Origin of the sequence: Streptomyces sp. NPDC051963, from assembly GCF_044593495.1 — a bacterium.
GTDB lineage: Bacteria > Actinomycetota > Actinomycetes > Streptomycetales > Streptomycetaceae > Streptomyces.
In genome coordinates this window covers 1074886-1092092 of record NZ_JBIUCC010000001.1, presented here as the reverse complement: position 1 = coordinate 1092092, position 17207 = coordinate 1074886, and the positions used below count along the sequence as shown (strand labels likewise).

The 17207-nt window shown below is 71.7% G+C and carries 15 protein-coding genes; 9 read left to right on the top strand and 6 right to left on the bottom strand.

Going from position 1 to position 17207, the window contains the following annotated elements; translation table 11 throughout:
- The first annotated feature begins 76 nt into the window (after positions 1-76).
- Both ACIHFB_RS04630 and ACIHFB_RS04625 read left to right on the top strand, forming a co-directional pair.
- Positions 77-835: a beta-phosphoglucomutase family hydrolase gene (locus tag ACIHFB_RS04630; protein WP_365269977.1), complete on the top strand. Its 759-nt coding sequence runs from the start codon at positions 77-79 to the stop codon at positions 833-835.
- A complete protein-coding gene (locus ACIHFB_RS04625) occupies positions 832-3210 on the top strand; it encodes a glycoside hydrolase family 65 protein (protein ID WP_400125200.1) in 2379 nt (792 codons plus the stop codon). Before ACIHFB_RS04630 ends, ACIHFB_RS04625 begins: the two co-directional genes overlap by 4 nt.
- A 15-nt stretch (positions 3211-3225) precedes the next feature.
- Here ACIHFB_RS04625 and ACIHFB_RS04620 read toward each other — a convergent pair whose 3' ends face one another.
- Positions 3226-4395 (bottom strand): MFS transporter, encoded by a 1170-nt coding sequence (locus ACIHFB_RS04620; RefSeq protein WP_400125198.1) that lies wholly within the window; start codon positions 4393-4395, stop codon positions 3226-3228.
- A 400-nt stretch (positions 4396-4795) separates the two neighbouring features.
- On the opposite strand from ACIHFB_RS04620, the gene ACIHFB_RS04615 reads away from it, so the two are divergent.
- The gene (locus ACIHFB_RS04615; RefSeq protein WP_365269968.1) at positions 4796-5413 is read left to right on the top strand and encodes a 2'-5' RNA ligase family protein; all 618 of its coding nucleotides are present in this window, start codon (positions 4796-4798) and stop codon (positions 5411-5413) included.
- A gap of 109 nt (positions 5414-5522) precedes the next feature.
- Positions 5523-5747, top strand: coding sequence for a heavy-metal-associated domain-containing protein (locus ACIHFB_RS04610; RefSeq protein ID WP_400125196.1), 225 nt, complete (start codon positions 5523-5525; stop codon positions 5745-5747).
- Positions 5748-5773: 26 nt separating this feature from the next.
- On the opposite strand, the gene ACIHFB_RS04605 is transcribed toward ACIHFB_RS04610, so the two are convergent.
- Positions 5774-6793 (bottom strand): DUF5954 family protein, encoded by a 1020-nt coding sequence (locus ACIHFB_RS04605; RefSeq protein ID WP_400125194.1) that lies wholly within the window; start codon positions 6791-6793, stop codon positions 5774-5776.
- A 142-nt stretch (positions 6794-6935) separates the two neighbouring features.
- The gene (locus ACIHFB_RS04600) at positions 6936-7523 is read right to left on the bottom strand and encodes a TetR/AcrR family transcriptional regulator (RefSeq protein ID WP_400125192.1); all 588 of its coding nucleotides are present in this window, start codon (positions 7521-7523) and stop codon (positions 6936-6938) included.
- Between the two features lie 244 nt (positions 7524-7767).
- On the opposite strand from ACIHFB_RS04600, the gene ACIHFB_RS04595 reads away from it, so the two are divergent.
- Genes ACIHFB_RS04595 through ACIHFB_RS04580 form a run of 4 tightly spaced genes read left to right on the top strand, consistent with a single transcriptional unit; the run spans position 7768 to position 12650 of the window.
- The gene (locus ACIHFB_RS04595) at positions 7768-8340 is read left to right on the top strand and encodes a 2Fe-2S iron-sulfur cluster-binding protein (protein WP_400125191.1); all 573 of its coding nucleotides are present in this window, start codon (positions 7768-7770) and stop codon (positions 8338-8340) included.
- A complete protein-coding gene (locus ACIHFB_RS04590) occupies positions 8337-9329 on the top strand; it encodes an FAD binding domain-containing protein (protein ID WP_400125189.1) in 993 nt (330 codons plus the stop codon). Before ACIHFB_RS04595 ends, ACIHFB_RS04590 begins: the two co-directional genes overlap by 4 nt.
- A complete protein-coding gene (locus ACIHFB_RS04585) occupies positions 9326-11452 on the top strand; it encodes a xanthine dehydrogenase family protein molybdopterin-binding subunit (RefSeq protein ID WP_400125187.1) in 2127 nt (708 codons plus the stop codon). Before ACIHFB_RS04590 ends, ACIHFB_RS04585 begins: the two co-directional genes overlap by 4 nt.
- Positions 11445-12650, top strand: coding sequence for an XdhC/CoxI family protein (locus ACIHFB_RS04580; protein ID WP_365269948.1), 1206 nt, complete (start codon positions 11445-11447; stop codon positions 12648-12650). The genes ACIHFB_RS04585 and ACIHFB_RS04580 overlap by 8 nt, the downstream gene beginning before the upstream one ends.
- On the opposite strand, the gene ACIHFB_RS04575 is transcribed toward ACIHFB_RS04580, so the two are convergent.
- On the bottom strand, positions 12607-13002 hold the full coding sequence (locus tag ACIHFB_RS04575; RefSeq protein ID WP_400125185.1) for a DUF5997 family protein: 396 nt from the start codon (positions 13000-13002) through the stop codon (positions 12607-12609). The two genes, ACIHFB_RS04580 and ACIHFB_RS04575, sit on opposite strands and share 44 nt — an antisense overlap.
- 58 nt (positions 13003-13060) lie before the next feature.
- Between ACIHFB_RS04575 and ACIHFB_RS04570 the strand changes: the two genes are divergently transcribed.
- The gene (locus tag ACIHFB_RS04570; protein ID WP_400125184.1) at positions 13061-13801 is read left to right on the top strand and encodes a LysR family substrate-binding domain-containing protein; all 741 of its coding nucleotides are present in this window, start codon (positions 13061-13063) and stop codon (positions 13799-13801) included.
- An 8-nt stretch (positions 13802-13809) separates the two neighbouring features.
- Here ACIHFB_RS04570 and ACIHFB_RS04565 read toward each other — a convergent pair whose 3' ends face one another.
- Complete coding sequence (locus tag ACIHFB_RS04565; RefSeq protein ID WP_400125183.1) at positions 13810-14139, bottom strand: TfoX/Sxy family protein; 330 nt, start codon at positions 14137-14139, stop codon at positions 13810-13812.
- A 101-nt stretch (positions 14140-14240) separates the two neighbouring features.
- Entirely contained in the window at positions 14241-17060 is a 2820-nt protein-coding gene (locus tag ACIHFB_RS04560) for a beta-L-arabinofuranosidase domain-containing protein (protein WP_400125181.1), read from the bottom strand.
- Positions 17061-17207 lie beyond the last annotated feature (147 nt).

The window sequence follows — 17207 nt, the reverse complement described above, 5'->3', positions numbered from 1 at the left end:
CCCCCCGATCCGGGGCGCACACTGATTCAGGGGCGGGATATCGACCGGCAGGGCACCGACCGCCTCAGGAGCCGCCATGACCGACCCGACCCACCCCGCGCTCGCACCCGCACTGCGGGACGTCAGAGCCGTCGTCTTCGACACCGACGGGGTGATCACCGACTCGGCCCGCGTGCACGCCGCAGCCTGGCGGACCGCCTTCGACGCCTATCTGGCCGCCCACCCGCCCGAGGATCCGCGGCAACGGCGCCCGTTCGACCCCGGCGACGACTACCTGCGGTACGTGGACGGCAAGTCCCGGCTCGACGGGGCCGCCGCCTTCCTCGCCTCCCGTGGCCTCGACACATCGGAGGGGTCCGTGCGGGCCGTCGCCGCGGACAAGGAGCGCCTGTTCACCGAGCGGCTCCGGAAACAGGGCGTCGACGCCTATCCGGGGACCGTGCGACTGGTGCGTGCCCTGCGCCGGGGTGGGGTACCGGTGGCGGCGGCCTCGGCCTCCCGGCACGCCGGTGAGCTGCTCACCCACGCCGGGGTGCGGGATCTCTTCGACGCCCTGGTCGACGGCGGGGAGGCGGCCAGGCTGGGGCTCGCCGGCAAGCCCGAGCCCGACCTCTTCCTGGAGGCGGCCCGCCGGCTCGGTGTCCCCGCCGGGCACTCCGCCGTCGTGGAGGACGCGCTGGCGGGCGTGGAAGCGGGGCGTCGGGGTGCGTTCGCACTCGTCGTCGGCGTGGACCGGGCCGCCGGTGCGGACACCGGCGCGAGACTGCTCGGGCACGGCGCCGACATCGTCGTACGAGACCTGGGGGAACTGCTCGTGGAAGGGACACCGCAGTGACGGCAGCGACGGCCTGGACCTGGGAGTACGAGGGCTACGAACCCGAGGACGAACGCCTCAGGGAATCGCTGTGCACCCTGGGCAACGGATACTTCGCCACCCGGGGCGCGTTCCCGGAGTGCACCGCCGACGAGGTGCACTACCCCGGCACCTACGCGGCCGGCTGCTACAACCGGCTCACCACGGACGTCGACGGGCGCCGCGTCGAGAACGAGGACATGGTCAACCTGCCGAACTGGCTGCCCCTGCGCTTCCGCCGCCCCGGCGGGAAGTGGCTCGCACCGGACACGGCGACGGTCCTCGACCACCGTCAGCTGCTGGATCTCGAATCGGGGCTGATGGAGCGCCGCACCCGGTACTCACTCGCGCAGGGACGCTCGCTGTTCGTACGGCAGCAGCGGTTCGTGCACATGGCCGACCCCCATCTGGCGGTCCTGCGCACCGAGTTCACCGCTGAGGGCTTCACCGGCGGTCTCGATGTCGAGGCGGCGCTCGACGGGGGCGTCACCAACGGCGGGATCGCGCGCTACCGCGATCTGGACGGCCATCATCTGACCCACATCCAGAGCGGCGGCTCCACGCCCGACACCGTGTGGCTGCGGTGCCGGACCCGTACCTCGGACATCCGGATCGGCATGGCGTCCCGGCTGACCGCCGACGCCCGGGTCACCCCGCGGCTCGAAGTCACCCGTGCCGTCCAGCGGCTCCGCCTCGACCTGACCCCCGGCCGTACCGTCACCGTCGACAAGACCGTCGCCCTGCACACCTCCCGCGACCGGGCGATCAGCGATCCCCTGGACGCCGCCGTGGACCGCGTGGCCGCGGCATCCGACTTCGACGACCTGCTGAAGGCCCATCGCACGGCCTGGGACCAGCTGTGGCGCCGGGCCCAACTCGACGTCCCCGGGGGCGCCGGCCGCATCCTCCGGCTGCATCTCTTCCATGTGCTCCAGACTCTTTCGCCGCACACCGCAGACCTGGACGTGGGCGTGCCGGCGCGGGGCCTGCACGGTGAGGCGTACCGGGGGCATGTCTTCTGGGACGAGCTGTTCGTGCTGCCATATCTGAACCTGCACTTCCCGGAGGTGTCCCGCGCCCTGCTCCACTACCGCCACCGGCGCCTGGACCAGGCCCGTGCCGCGGCCCGCGCGGTCGGCCGGCGCGGTGCGCTCTTCCCGTGGCAGAGCGGCAGCGACGGGCGGGAGGAGACCCAGGAACTGCACCTCAACCCGCGCTCGGGACGCTGGCTGCCGGACCACTCCCGGCTCCAGCACCACGTCGGCTCGGCGATCGCCTACAACGTCTGGCAGTACTGCGAGGCGAGCGGCGACGACGAGTTCCTGCACACCAAGGGCGCCGAGATGCTGCTCCAGATCGCGCGCTTCTGGGCCGACTCGGCGGTCTACGACGAGAGTCTGGGCCGGCACCGGATCCGGGGTGTGGTCGGGCCCGACGAGTACCACGACGCCTACCCCGACGCGAAGGAACCCGGACTCGACGACAACGCGTACACCAACGTCGCCGCCGCGTGGGTGCTCACCCGCACTCTGGAGGTGCTGACCGCCCTGCCCGAGCCCCGCCGCCGCGAACTCCTCGAACGCACCGGCCTGGACGGCGGCGAGAGGGAACAGTGGGAGGAGGTGTCCCGCACCCTCCACGTGCCCTTTCACAGCGGAGTCGTCAGCCAGTTCGAGGGCTACGGCGACCTCGCCGAACTCGACTGGGACGGCTATCGCGAGCGCTACGGCGACATCCGGCGTCTGGACCGGATCCTGGAGGCGGAGGGCGACACCGTCAACCGCTACCAGGCATCCAAACAGGCGGACGTGCTGATGCTCGGCTATCTGTTCTCGCCTGCCGAACTCCATTCCCTCTTCGGCCGGTTGGGGTACCCGTTGGAGGAGGAAACTTGGCGGCGCACGGTCGACTACTACCTGCGCCGCACCAGCCACGGCTCCACGCTCAGCGGCCTGGTCCACGGCTGGGTGCTGGCCAGGGCCCGGCGTGCCGAGGCGTGGATGTTCTGCCAGGAGGCCCTGCGGGGCGACATCGCCGATCTCCAGGGCGGCACCACCGGTGAGGGCATCCACCTCGGCGCCATGGCCGGCACCCTCGACCTCGTCCAGCGCGGACTGACCGGACTGGAGACCCGGGGCGGGGCGCTGTGGCTGAACCCCGTGCCGCTGCCGGAGCTGTCGTCGTACGGGTTCGCCGTCCAGTACCAGGGCCACTGGGGCGTACGGCTCCGGCTGGAACGCGGACGGCTGGAGATCGCGGTGCCCGCCTCCGACCGTGACCCGATCGACGTCCGGCTGCCGGACCACACGGTCTCCGTCCAGCCGGGGGAGATGCGGCGACTGGTGCTGCCCGGGTGACGGCGCACCGACCGCTCACGGGTGCGCAACCCGCCGCCCGGCCAGCGCCAGCAGCAGGGCACCGGCCGCGACGGTGAAGGCCACCAGGAGCGCGCCCTGTAGACCGTGCGACTCGGCCAGACCTCCCGAGGCGGCCTGACCGGCGGCCGTGCCGAGGGGGCCGCCCGCGCACAGGACGGTCATGGCGGTCGTGGCCCGTTCGGCGGGCGCGAGCCGCTCTGTGAGGGCGTACAGGCTGATCATGTACGGCGCCACGGTCAGGCTCGCCGGGGCGACGGCGACGGGCAGCGAGACCAGCGGGGTGCCGACGAGGAGCCACGCCGTACCGGCGCAGAGAGCCGCGGCGAACCAGACATAGCGGGCCCGCAGGGAGAACCGCCCGGGGAGCCAGGCACAGGCGGCACCCGCCAGTGCGCTGCCGACGCCGAACTCGGCGTAGACCAGCCCCGCGGCGCCCGGCTCGCCGATCGTGTCGGCGTACACGGTGACGGCGGTCTGGAGCGCACCGAAGACCGCGCCCATCGCCACCATCGCCAGGCATACGACGGCCAGGGGGCGCCACGGCAGGGGCGGCTTGCGGTGCTGCTTCGAAGGCTGCCTGTGGCCGCCGCCGTGGGCGTGGCGCAGGGCGAAGGGGAGGGTGGCCCCCGCGATCAGCGACATGGTCACCACGGCGGGTGCGAAGGGGCTGACCGATGCCAGCAGTCCGACGAGCGCGGGTCCGGCGACGAAGCTCAGTTCGTCGGCGGTCGCCTCGTAGGACAGGGCCGTGGTCAGCAGGTGCTGCCGGTCGTGCGCCCGGACCAGTCGTGCCCAGTGCACGCGCACGAGGGGGCCGACCTGGGGCTGGGTCAGGCCTACGAGCGCGGCCGCCACCACCATGGACGCGCGCGTGCCCTGACTCGCCGCCAACAGGACGGCCCAGGCACCGAAGTCGGCGAGCGCCGCGGCACTTCCCACGGAGCGATGACCGTGGCGATCGGCGAGGGCGCCGACCAGGGGACCGCCGACGGCGACGGCCAGGCTCTGCGCCGCGGTGGCCAGCCCGGCGAAGGCGTAACTGCGGGTCGACGCCTGGAGCAGGACGAGGGTGGACAGGGCGGTACAGGCGTACGGCAGCCGGGCGAGGAATCCGAGGGGGAAGAAGCCGGGGCCTGCGATGCGCAGCAGGGAGCGGTAGGACACGTGCGGTCTCCGTCGGGCATGTCGAGGAGACGCGCTACCCAGCCACCGGCGCGTCGACAGACCCGATTCAGGCGGTCCAACGTACCGGAGCTGGTTGAGGGACGGATAGGGGCCTTCCCCGACGTCAACTCACGTCATGGCGACGGGATCCGACCTCGATGACGGGGGCGGTGCAGGGCCGAGACCGCGATGACCTGCATGATCGCCCGGCCCTGGACGTGCTCGACGGTCAACCGCCGGTCAATCGGGGGCAGTCGGCGACGACTCCCAGTACCGCGGCCGTTACACACCGGAGCCCGGTTGCGGCAGACTGCCGTGAGCCGTACCCGGTACGGGTTGGTCGCGGCGCCGGGTCGGCGGCATGGACGGCGTCGATTTCGGCTGGATGAGAGGGAGCTTCATGGACCGGTATCTCACGGGGGCGACGCTCTGGCCCGACGGCTGGACCAAGCTCAGGGTGGACTTCGTCCCGCGGCTCCCCGAGATCAAACCGGTGACCGACGCCTACCGCCCGGTCCTCGCCCGGTTCGGGTTCGTCTCGCCGGTCAAGGACGAGTGGCTGCACGAGACGCTGGCCGTCGTCGACGACCGGCCCGCGCGCGAGGTGACCGCCCCCGAACTCGCCCTGTTCGAGTCCCGGTTGCGTGAACGGCTGGGCGGACTGCCCACGTTCACAGTGACGGTGGGCGGGGCGGTGGCGGGTCGGCGCGGTGTCCTGCTCGACCTCGCGCCCGACACCGAGTTCGTGGAGCTGCGGCACCAGGCCAGGGACGCGGTCGTGGAGGTGTTCGGCGAGGAGGCCGACGACTACGAGGAGGAGCGCCCGAGGGTTGCGCTCGCCTATGGCATCACATCCGGCGACTCGCGCCTCCTCCAGGGCAGGCTGCGCAGCGCCACGGCTCAGCGGGCCACGCTGACCGTGGACGGCGTGCGGCTCGTGGAGGCCGTCCAGGACCGCAAACGGCACGAGATCCGCTGGCAGGAGCTGGCGTTCGTGCCGCTGGGAGGTGCGGGGTGACGGCCCCGGCCGTCCTCTCAACCGGCCGTCCACGCAAGGCCGTTGAACACCACTGCTCCCGGTCACGTACCTCAGGGCACACCAGCCCCGTACGACAGGAGCACCTGCCATGGCCGAGAAGCTGTACTACGTCTCCGGCATGAGCTGCGGTCACTGCGCGGCGAGCGTCACCGAAGAGGTGGTGGCCGTGTCCGGCGTCACCGAAGTCGACGTCGACGTGCGGGCAGGCCGGGTGATCGTGCGCGGTGATTCGTTCGGCGAGGACGCGGTGCGCAGCGCGATCGTCGAGGCGGGCTTCGAGGTCACGCAGGGCGCGCGGGCCACCGCGGCCTGAGCGTCTCCACCCCGGCTCTGCGGCGTTCAGTCGTCGTGGTGGACCGTGCCGTTCTCGTCCATGGTCGGGTGGAGCTTCATCGGGCCGTAGGAGTCCTGGTCGGAGGGGCGGGGCGGTTCCGGTCCGTCGGGGCCGATCCGGACCAGGCGTTCGGTGCGCATGATGCGGTAGAGGGTGCCGGCCACGCGGACCTCGTTGGCGCGGCCGGCTGCCCGGAACGCCTCGGCGGCCTGCGCGTACACCGCGCGTTCCTCGTCGTCGAACTGGTAGACCAGCGGCCAGGTCTCGGTCATCCCGCCGTACAGCAGCCGCCGGGCGTCGTGCGGGGTGGGCATGAGGGTGCCCACCGGCTGCCAGCCCTTGTCGGCGCGTTCGGCCACACCGAAGCCGACGGGCAGCAGGGCGATGCCGGGATGGGTGGTGACGGACCGCTGGGAGTCCCTGCGCACTTCGGTGGGGAAGCGGGTGCCGGCGTAGGCGAAGTCCGTCAGGCCCAGCCGCAGTGCGGCCGCCGCCACGCCGGTGTCGCCGGGGTCGGGGTCCAGGACGACATCGATGTCCGGTGTGGGGGTGAGGTGTCGGCCGTCCCAGGACGACTCGGGCGGCTCCCGGTCGGTCGGCCGGGGCGGCTCCAGGCCGTCGTCACCGGACCGCGCGAACTCGTCCCCGCGCACCACCCGGTAGCGCAGGCCCAGGACTTCCAGTTCGTCGACCGGCTCGCGTTCCAGAACGGCGACCGCGGCCAGCAGCGCGCGACGGGTGGCGGCATCGTCGGTGTCGTCCTTGGCCCGGAACCACAGATGGGAGTTGAGACCGTCCCGGGCCTGCTGGGGCGTTCCGTCGGTCACCGGCTTCAACACCCGCCAGTGCGGGCCGGATCGCTGATCCTGCACGGCGATGCCGAAGACGGGGCCGCGCACCGCGAGGTGCGGGTAGCGGAGCGACGCCTCGACGGCATCGGCCTCGGTCACCCAGGCGGCAGGATCGTCGCGCCGTACGAACTCCGCGTGGATCCGGTCCAGTTGTCGCTTCCAGTCATCGGTCATGCACACAGTGTGCTGGCCCGGCGTGGCCCGCCCGGTCGGACGATCGCAACTGACCGAAGTGTTGAACTCCTTTGCCGCGGTAGGTCCTTATGCCACCTGGTCGAAGAGGGTCGCAAGCGCATCGGGCGGGTTCGTGCCCCGTTCAGTCGGCCTTCCGGCCGGGCGCTCCCGCGCGCAGTCCGTCCATGACCAGGTCGAAGAGCCAGGTGGTGCGGGCCTCCCAGTCACCGTGCGGATCGATCAGGAACATGCCGGAGATGGCGAGGATGAAGTCGTCCGCGGTGATGCCCGGGCGGATGGTGCCGGCCTTCTCGGCGGCGCGCAGGATGAGGTCGGCGGCGGAGGTCACCGGGGTGTACTCGGGCTTCACCGCGGCGCCCGGCGCGCTCGTGACCTGACGGATCGCGTCCGCCAGGCCGACCTTGGTCATGGCGAACCGGGCCAGCCGGTCCATCCACTCCCGCAGCGCCCGGTCCGGTTCCCGCGTCTCGAGCAACTGGGCCGCGTGATCGGCGACCTGCTGGATCTCGTGGCGGTAGATCTCCAGGACGAGCGCCTCGCGGTTGGGGAAGTTCCGGTAGAACGTGCCCTGTCCGACGCGCGCCTTCTTGGCGATCACGCTCAGTGGGGTGTCGGCGTCGCGGGTCAGCTCGACCAGCGCCACTTCCAGGATGCGTTCGCGGTTGCGCTGGGCGTCCGAGCGCAACGGTGCTTCCTTCTTCTCCGCCACTGGTCCTCCTTGCGGACTCGCGGACGGGCCCGGCCTTGCTAAGCGGACAGCTGTCCGGTACGTTTCCTGATAGCGGACAGCTGTCCGGTTGGTTTCACCATAGCGGCGCCCGAGTGGATCCAGCCACGCATGGAGCTGTCTCTTTCCCCTCACTCTCTCTCCTGACGCCTCCGAATCTCGTTGCAAGCCTGTCTGCCGGATCGCCTCCCCCGACGCGCTCCGGATCTGCGAAAGAAGGCTGATCATGGCTCCAGCCCCCACGTCTACGTACAGCGCCATCACCCTGAACATCAACGGCGAGAAGCATCTGCTGTCCGTCGACCACCGCACCACCCTGCTCGACGCCCTGCGCGAGCGCCTCGACCTCACCGGTACCAAAAAGGGCTGTGACCAGGGCCAATGCGGTGCGTGTACCGTCCTGATCGACGGCCGCCGAGCCGTTTCCTGTCTGCAACTCGCGGTGGCCGCCGAGGAGCGTGAGATCACCACCGTCGAAGGCCTGGCCGAAGGCGAACGGCTGCACCCCGTCCAGCAGGCGTTCCTCGACCTCGACGGCTACCAGTGCGGCTACTGCACACCGGGCCAGATCTGTTCCGCCGTGGCGGTGATCGAGGAACACGCCGCGGGCTGGCCGAGCGCCGTCACCGGCGATGTACGGCCCGAGGCGGGACCGCCGCCACTGACCGCCGAGGAGATCCGCGAGCGGATGAGCGGCAACCTGTGCCGCTGCGGCGCGTATGTGTCGATCGTCCAGGCGGTCGCCCAGGCTGCCGCCGCCGGCGCGGAGACCACGCAGACCACGGAGGAGGCGGCATGAGGGAGTTCGGCTATCAGCGCGTGCTCGACGTCTCAGGCGCCGTCGCGCTGCTCGACGCGGATCCGGACGCCCGCTTCCTGGGCGGTGGCACCAACCTCGTCGATCTGATGAAGACAGGCGTCGAGCGGCCCGCCCGGCTCGTCGACGTACGCGAACTCCCGCTGGACCGCATCGAGTCGACGCGCGAGGGCGCGCTGCGGATCGGCGCCACGGTCACCAACAGCGATCTCGCCGCCCACCCCGAAGTCCGGCGCCGCTACCCGGCATTGACACAGGCGGTGCTGGCCGGCGCCTCCGGGCAGCTGCGCAACATGGCCACCGTCGGCGGCAATCTGCTCCAGCGCACCCGCTGCGGCTACTTCGCCGACGTGACCCAGCCGTGCAACAAGCGTGTCCCCGGCAGCGGTTGCCCCGCGATCGAGGGCGAGCACCACAACTCGGCGATCCTCGGCGCCTCCGATCACTGCGTGGCCGTGCACCCGTCGGACATGGGCGTGGCGCTGACCGCCTTCGACGCGGTCGTGTCGTACGAAACCGCCGACGGGCCCGGCGAGTTGCCGCTCGCGGACTTCTATCTGCCGGTGGGTGACACCCCGCACCTGGAGACCGCCCTGCCGCAGGGCGCGCTGATCACCGGGGTCACCCTGCCGCCCGCGCCGGTCGCCGCCCACTCCCGCTACCGCAAGGTGCGCGAGCGTGCCTCGTATGCCTTCGCGATCGGCTCGGTCGCCGCCGCGCTGGACGTCGAGGCAGGCGTCGTACGCGACGTACGCCTGGCCCTCGGGGCGGTCGCGTCGCGGCCGTGGCGGGCCCGGGAGGCCGAGCGGGTGCTGAAGGGCGCACCGGCCGATGCCCGCACTTTCGAGGCCGCCGCGGACGCCGAACTCGCCGCCGCGACACCGCTGCCGCACAACGGATACAAGGTGACCCTCATGCGCAACCTGATGGTGGCCGTGCTGACCGAACTCGCCCAGGAGACCGCCCGATGACCACCGTCACGCCGCTGAAGGGCTCCGTCGGCACCGCGCACACCCGTGTGGAGGGACGCGACAAGGTCACCGGTGCCGCCCGCTACGCAGCGGAGATCCCCTTCGCCGAACTCGCCCACGGCTGGCTGGTGTTGTCCACGATCGCCCGCGGCCGTGTCCGCGCGATGGACACCGACGCCGTCCTGGCCATGCCCGGCGTCCTCACCGTCCTGCACCACGGGAACGCCCTGCACGTCGACACCGACTACGCGGGGTTCCTGGGAATGCCGCCCGACCCGTCCGTCGCGCTCTTCCAGCACGACCGGGTACCGTACGCGGGCTGGCCCGTGGCGCTGGTCGTCGCCCGGACCTCCGAGCAGGCGCGGGAAGCCGCCGAGGCGCTCGTGGTGCACTACGACCAGGAGCCGCACGACATCGCGTTCAAGGACGGGCGTCCGGACGCCTACCTCGCCGCCGACACCCCGGTCGGCCCGGGTTCGACGGCGAAGGGCGACCTGGACGCCGAACTCGCCCGGTCCGCGGTCGTGGTGGACGCCGAATACACCACACCCGAGGAACACCACAACCCGATGGAGCCCCACGCGGCGACGGCCCTCTGGGACGGCGGCCGCCTCGAAGTCGTCGACTCCAACCAGGGCGCCCTCTGGGTCCAGGGCGAACTCGCGAACCTGTTCTCGCTCGACCCGGCCTCGGTGCGCGTGCGTTCCGAACACGTCGGCGGCGGCTTCGGGTCGAAGGGCGTCCGCGCCCACCAGGTGGCCGCCGTGATGGCCGCGACCGTCCTCCAGCGCCCGGTCCGAGTCGTCCTGACCCGCCGTCAGATGTTCTCGTTGGTCGGCTACCGCAGCCCCACGGCACAGCGCGTCAGGCTCGGCGCCGACCCCGACGGACGGCTGCGTGCGCTCGCCCACGAGGCGCTGAACCAGTCCTCGAGGGTCCATGAGTTCATGGAGCCCAGCGCCACACCGGGGCGCGTGCTGTACGACGCCCCGGCCCACCACACGGCCCACCGGATCGTACGTCTCGACGTGCCGACCCCGACCTTCATGCGCGCACCGGGCGAGGCGCCGGGGTCGTTCGCGCTGGAGTCGGCGCTCGACGAACTGGCCGAGAAGTGCGGCGTCGACCCGATCGACCTGCGTCTTCGCAACGAACCCGAGGCCGGACCCGTGTCCGGGCTGCCCTTCGCCGGCCGCGGTCTGATCGCCTGCTTCCGGGCAGGCGCCCGGCGCTTCGGCTGGGCGGAGCGCGATCCGCGCCCCGGCGTGCGCCGCGACGGCCGCTGGCTGCTCGGCACCGGCACGGCCGCGTGCACCTTCCACGCGGGCGCCGTTCCGTCCACGGCGGCGCTGACCGCGGAGGCCGACGGCCGCTTCACGGTCCGGATCTCCGCGGCGGACATCGGCACCGGCGCGCGGACGGCCCTCACTCTGATCGCCGCCGACGCACTGGAGGTGACGCCGGAGCGGGTCGACGTCCTGATCGGGAACAGCGACTTCGGTCCGGCGATGATCGCGGGCGGTTCCATGGGCACCAGTTCCTGGGGCTGGGCGATCACGGCCGCGGCGGAAGACCTGCGGGAGCGACTCGCCCTGAGCGCCGACATCCCGCCGGAGGGCATCACCGTGCGCTCGAACACCATGGAGGCCATCGCCGCCCTCCCGCCGAAGGAACGGCACTCCTACGGCGCCCACTTCGCCGAGGCCGCCGTCGACATCACCACCGGCGAGGTGCGCGTCCGCCGGATGCTCGGCATCTTCGCGGCCGGCCGGATCATCAACCCGCTCACCGCCCGCAACCAGTTCGTCGGCGGGATGACCTGGGGCATCTCCATGGCCCTGCACGAGGAGGCGGTCCGGGACCCGGCCTCGGGCGCCCATGTCGGCGCCGACCTCGCGGGCTACCACTTCGCGGCCAACGCGGACGTCCCGCACATCGAGGCGGACTGGCTGCCGGAGGACCCGGACGACGACGACCCCGTCCGCATCAAGGGCATCGGCGAGATCGGCATCGTGGGCGCCGCGGCGGCGGTCGCCAACGCCGTCTGGCACGCGACCGGCGTACGCCACCGCAACCTGCCGATCCGCCCCGACCGGATTCTGATGGCAGGCCGGGATGCTTGATCTCGCCGCCGAGTTGAGCGAGTGGGTCCAGGAGGGCCGGGACTTCGCCGTAGCCACCGTCGTGGCCGTCGGCGGCAGCGCCCCGCGCCCTCCCGGGGCCGCCCTCGCGGTCGACAGCGCGGGCACGGTGATCGGCTCGGTCTCCGGCGGCTGCGTGGAGGGGGCGGTGTACGACCTGTGCATGCAGGCCCTCGAAGACGGCGAGCCGGCTGTCGAACGGTTCGGATACAGCGACGAGGACGCCTTCGCGGTGGGCCTGACGTGCGGCGGCGTGATCGAGGTCCTGGTCACACCGGTGACACGGGACGCACCGGACCGGCATGTCTTCGAGGCGGCACTGTCGGCCGCGGCGCGGGAGGAACCGACGGCCCTGGCCAGGGTGGTGCGTGGACCGACCGAGCTTATGGGCAAGGCTGTGGTCGCGCCCCGTCAGGGGCGCGGGGAACTGCGCGACCAGCCACAACGGACCCGCGGCGAACCGACAACCTTTCCCACGGGTCGTGTCACCGCCGAGGCCCTCACGACACTGACCACCGGAGGCACCCGCACGCTCGAAATCGGCGAGGACGGATCGCACTGCCCCGGCGGCCTCACCCTCTTCATCGAGACTCGAGTCCCACCACCCCGCATGATCGTCTTCGGCGCGATCGACTTCGCCGCCGCCCTCGTACGGGCCGGAAAGTTCCTCGGCTACCACGTCACCGTGTGCGACGCCCGCCCCGTCTTCGCCACGCGCCCCCGCTTCCCCGAGGCGGACGAGATCGTGGTCGACTGGCCGGACCGCTATCTCCGGGGCACGGAGACCGACGAGCGCACGGTCCTGTGCGTGCTGACCCACGACGCCAAGTTCGACGTACCCCTGCTGGAGACGGCGCTGCGACTGCCCGTCGCGTACGTCGGCGCGATGGGCTCACGCCGGACGCATGTGGACAGGGAACGGCGGCTGCGCGAAGTGGGGCTCACCGATGGTGAGTTGTCGCGGCTCCGGTCACCCATCGGCCTCGATCTCGGCGCCCGGACGCCCGAGGAGACGGCTCTGTCCATCGCCGCGGAGATCGTCGCGACCCGGCGGGGCGGGACGGGGGCGCCGCTGACCGGCTCGGGGATGCCGATCCACCGTCCCACAGTGATCACGGCAGGGGAGACCGTGCAGGTCAGGACTGCTGGTCGTCGGCCCGCTCGGAGTTCTTCTTCTTGATGCGGGCCGCTTCCTTGCGGACCTCGGCCTGGGTGGCCCGCTCCTTCTCCAGCCAGTCGGGCATGTCCTTCTTCAGGACCTCGATCTGCTCGGTGGTCAGCGGCTCCGTGACCCCGCCGCGCGCGAGACCCGCGATGGACACACCGAGCTTGGCCGCCACGACCGGACGGGGGTGCGGGCCGTTGGCACGCAGGTCCTCCAGCCACCGCGGCGGATCGGCCTGGAGTGCGTTCAGCTCGGCACGCGAGACGACACCCTCCTGGAACTCGGCGGGGGTGGCCTCGAGGTACACACCCAGCTTCTTCGCCGCGGTCGCGGGCTTCATCGTCTGGGTGCTCTGGTGCGACTTCATGCTGTCAAGACTAACGACCGGGCAGGAGGCTCCCGACCACGCCGGGTAACCTGGCGGGGTGACAGGCTCGGAAGGTTCCCCATCGTTCCGGCTGGCGTACGTCCCCGGGGTGACGCCCGCCAAGTGGGTGCGGATCTGGAACGAGCGCCTGCCCGACGTCCCGCTGACCCTCGTCGCCGTACCGGCCGCGGAGGCATCCGACGTCCTGCGCGGCGGCGACGCCGACGCGGGCTTCGTACGGCTCCCGGTGGACCGTACGTTCTTCAGCGCGATCCCCCTCTACACCGAGACGACGGTCGTCATGGTCCCCAAGGACCACCTGGTGACCGCGGCCGAGGAGGTGTCCGTCGAGGATCTCGCCGACGAGGTGGTGTTCCACCCCCTGGACGACGTCTTCGACTGGGAGCGCCCGCCCGGACGGCCCGCCGTCGAGCGCCCCGCCACCACGGAGGACGCCGTCGAGCTGGTGGCGGCGGGCGTCGGCCTGCTCGTCGTGCCCCAGTCGCTCGCCCGGCTGCACCACCGCCGGGATCTGACCTACCGCACGGTCGTGGACGCTCCTCAGTCGAGCGTCGTCCTGTCGTGGCCCGAGGAGGCGACCACCGACCTGGTGGAGGACTTCATCGGCATCGTCCGCGGGCGGACGGTCAACAGCACGAGGGGCCGTACGCAGCCCGCCGCCCAGCCGCAGCCGAAGGGCAAGCGCCCCGAGGCGGCCGGCACCCGGCGCAAGCCCGCGGCCGGCAAGCCCGCCCGCGGCGGTGGCGCAAAGCGCGGCAAGCCCCGCCGCCGGTCGTAGCCCGGGGCTCACTTCGGCGGCAGGCTCGCCGCGAACGCACACCCTTCGTCGACCCACGCCGCGAGATCGGCGTCCTCCGCGAGCGTGGAACCGTCGACGAGGACCCAGCCGCGCATCGGCCGCCCCGTCATGTCGAAGATCCGGGTACCCGGGCGCGCCAGGGCCGCGTCGGTGCCGTCGGGGCCCACCCGGACCATGAGGTCGTCGCCGCTCACCCCGACGGCCATGTTGCCGTGGTGCAGGAAGGCGATGCCGCCGAACATCTTCTTCTCGGTGACCTCCGGGTCCGAGCCGAGCCTCCCCCGGATCCGCTGGGTCAGTCCTTCGTCGTACGCCATGACGGTCCTCGTTCCATGAGCCCGCGGTGCCGACTCCAGGATCCCGTGCGGGGCGGTGGGCGCGCGCCGGACGAGCGGATGCGCGCGCCCGCCGTCGGATGTCAGGGCACGTACGTCGCCCTCTCCGCCGCGCCGACGACCGTCTGCCCGTTCGCCTGGCCGAGCAGGCCGGACGACACCCAGGCGTTCACGGTGGACCGCACGCGCGCGACCAGCGCGGCCTTGTCGGCGAACGGAGCCCCGGCCCAGATCTCGTCGAGCAGCGTGGTGCCGTCGGCCTTCGCGGGGTTCGCCACACCGGAGTCGGTGGTGCCGAGGACGACACGGGGTTCGCTGCGCCGGAAGTAGGCGTGCGTCGGGTTCTCGGTGCCCTCCAGGAAAGGGGCGAACTCCGTGCCGTCGAGCGTGTAGTGGAGCGGTTTGCCGCTGACGGGGGAGAGCGAGGGGAGCAGGTCGCCGGAGAGGGCGGCGTTGCGGTACAGGCCGAACTGGAGATGGCTCGTGGCCGAGTTGCGGGCGACCAGGTTCACCGGGCCGTAGAACAGGGTTTGCAGGGACGGATCGTCGAGGGCCTTCTCGACCCGGAGCCGGAAGGGGACGGTGATCCGCACGGTGTCGCCGCTCCGCCAGGTGCGGGAGACGGCGAAGTAGCTTCCGGGGGCCGGAGTCCCGGACACCGCACTGCCGTTGACGGTCACCCGGAAGCCGCGGGTCGCCCAGGACGGCACCCGCAGTCGCAGCTCGAAGGAGGCGCTGCCACCGCCGATCGTGAGGGTGCTGCCCTGCTCCCTGGGGTAGTCGGTGGTCTGGGTGACCGTGACGCCCTTCTCCGCCCAGGTCAGGGTGGAGGGGCTGTAGAGGTTGACGTACAGGGCGCTGCCGTCGGCCTTCCTGAAGTACACCGAGTCCTGGTACTTCGTGGCGCTCTCCATACCGGTGCCCTCGCAGCAGGTGGTGCCCTGCTTGGGCGTGTAGTCCCGGACATGACCGGGCGTCAGCCCGATGAAGTACGTGACGAGCGGCTTCTCCGCGTCCGCCTTGTCCTGCTTGGAGCCGAGCACCTGGTTGTAGAGGGCCCGCTCGTAGTAGTCCATGTACTTCGGGTCCTGCTCATGGAAGAACAGCGTCCGGCTCAGCTTCAGCATGTTGTACGCGCAGCAGCTCTCCGCGGTGGTCTCGCCGATCGTGCCCGCGATGACGCCCCGGGCCCGCCAGAACTCCCCGGTGCTGGTGCCGCCGATGCCGTACATCCGCACCGGTACGACCATGCCCCAGAAGTTCTTCGCGGCGGTCAGATAGCGCGTCTCGCCCGTCGCGTCGTACAGCCGGATCAGACCGGTGAAGATCGGTATGTGCTGGTTGGCGTGCAGCCCGTCGAGGGTGTCGGTGTTCGCCGCGCAGGCGTCGATGAGCTTGTCCAGGTCGAACAGGCGGGCCAGCGCGAGATGTTCGGCCTTTCCGGTGAGCGAGTGCAGATCGACGATCGCCTCGACGATGCCGCCGAACTCGCCGCTGGAGAACAGCCCCCACATACGTTGCAGCGTGGCGGCGGGCAGCTTGGACAGCCGGGAGTACATCCAGTCGCACATGCCCGACGCGAGGTCCAGCGCCCGGGCGTCGTCCGTGGCGAGATGGGCGTCCAGCAGCCCCCGGAGGATCTTGTGGGCGGTGTAGTAGGGCGCCCACACCCGCGTGTAGTCGCTGGCCGTCATCGACTCCAGCTGGATGAACTGGGTCTCGGGGTACGCCGCCAGGAACCCGGGATGGCTGGGCGCGCCCCAGGTGCGGCGCAGGGTGGCGGTCAGTCCGCGGCCGGAGGCGTCCGCGAAGGTCGCGCCGGTGGTCTCGTCGAAGGCGTACGACGCCAGGGTGCCGCGTCCAGCCGGGCTGTCGGCGGCCCGGCTGCTCTGCAACTGCGTGATCTCGGCGGCGGTCAGGGCCCGCGACCAGACGTTGAACTCGTCGAAGGCGCCCGCGAAGACCGGGTCGCCGGCGAAATTGGAGCGACCGAGCCAGTTGTGGGCCAGCGTGCCGAGGGCCGCCGGGGTGAGCGTCATCGCCGTGTTCCGTGCCACGGCCGTGCCGTTGACGTAGAGGGTGCCGGTGCCGCCCGCGATCGTCACCGCCAGGTGGCTCCACTGGTTCAGCGCCAGCGCGGCCGTGCCGTCGATGCCCTGCTCGCCGCCGGGGCCGCTGGTCGTGACGGCGAAGCGGGGCACGCCGTTCGCGTTGCGCGCGGCCAGGTAGAGGTAGCGCGTGGTGTCGTTGCCGAAGTCGAAGATCCGGGCCCAGTTGCCGGCGTGGGTGGGCTTCACCCAGGCGGACAGGGTGACCGCGGAGGCGCCGCCCAGGGCCGCGGCGGGCAGATCGACGTACTGGTACGAGCCGCGGACGTTCTCCGCCGCGGTCCCGAACCTCCCGGCGGCCTTGAGGACCACGGGGGCGCGGCGCAACGCCTCGCGCACCTGCGTCAGCGCCCCGACCATCGTGCTGATCCTGTCGGCGAAGACCTGCTCACCGGCGCCGGCGAAGGCCTGGGACAGCATGGTCATGAAGTGCCCGGTGTAGTGCCCGCGCAGATTGCCGTTGGCCTCGCCGTCCAGCCCCTCCCAGCCGCCGGGCGCGACCGCGCCGCCCGTGGCGAGACCGGCGTTGGCGCGGAAGACCTGGAGCAGCCGGTTCACGTCGTAGCCGCGGGCGTGGTCCAGCATCAGCTGCCGCTTGTCGGCGAACACCCCTGGTCGGAGCTGCACTTCGTCGAGTGCGAACGGCTGCGTGGTCCAGGTGGCGGGTGCGTCGGCTGCGGCGGGCGCGTCCTGTGCGGCGGCGGCCCGGCCGGTGGCCGCGAAGGAGAGTGCCGGGGTCGTGGCGCCGAGTGCCGCGGCCTGGAGAAGGAATCGTCTGGAGAGGGGCGGTGCCATGTGTGCTCCTCCGCGCATCGATGTACTTGCGGGTACGTGGTGGTCGATATTTCGAACAATGTGCGAGTAATCGACCAGACGATAGGGAGGGGGCGGAAGGGCGTCAACGGGTCGGGAGCGTCGGGTTCCGGACGATCGCGTCCGGCA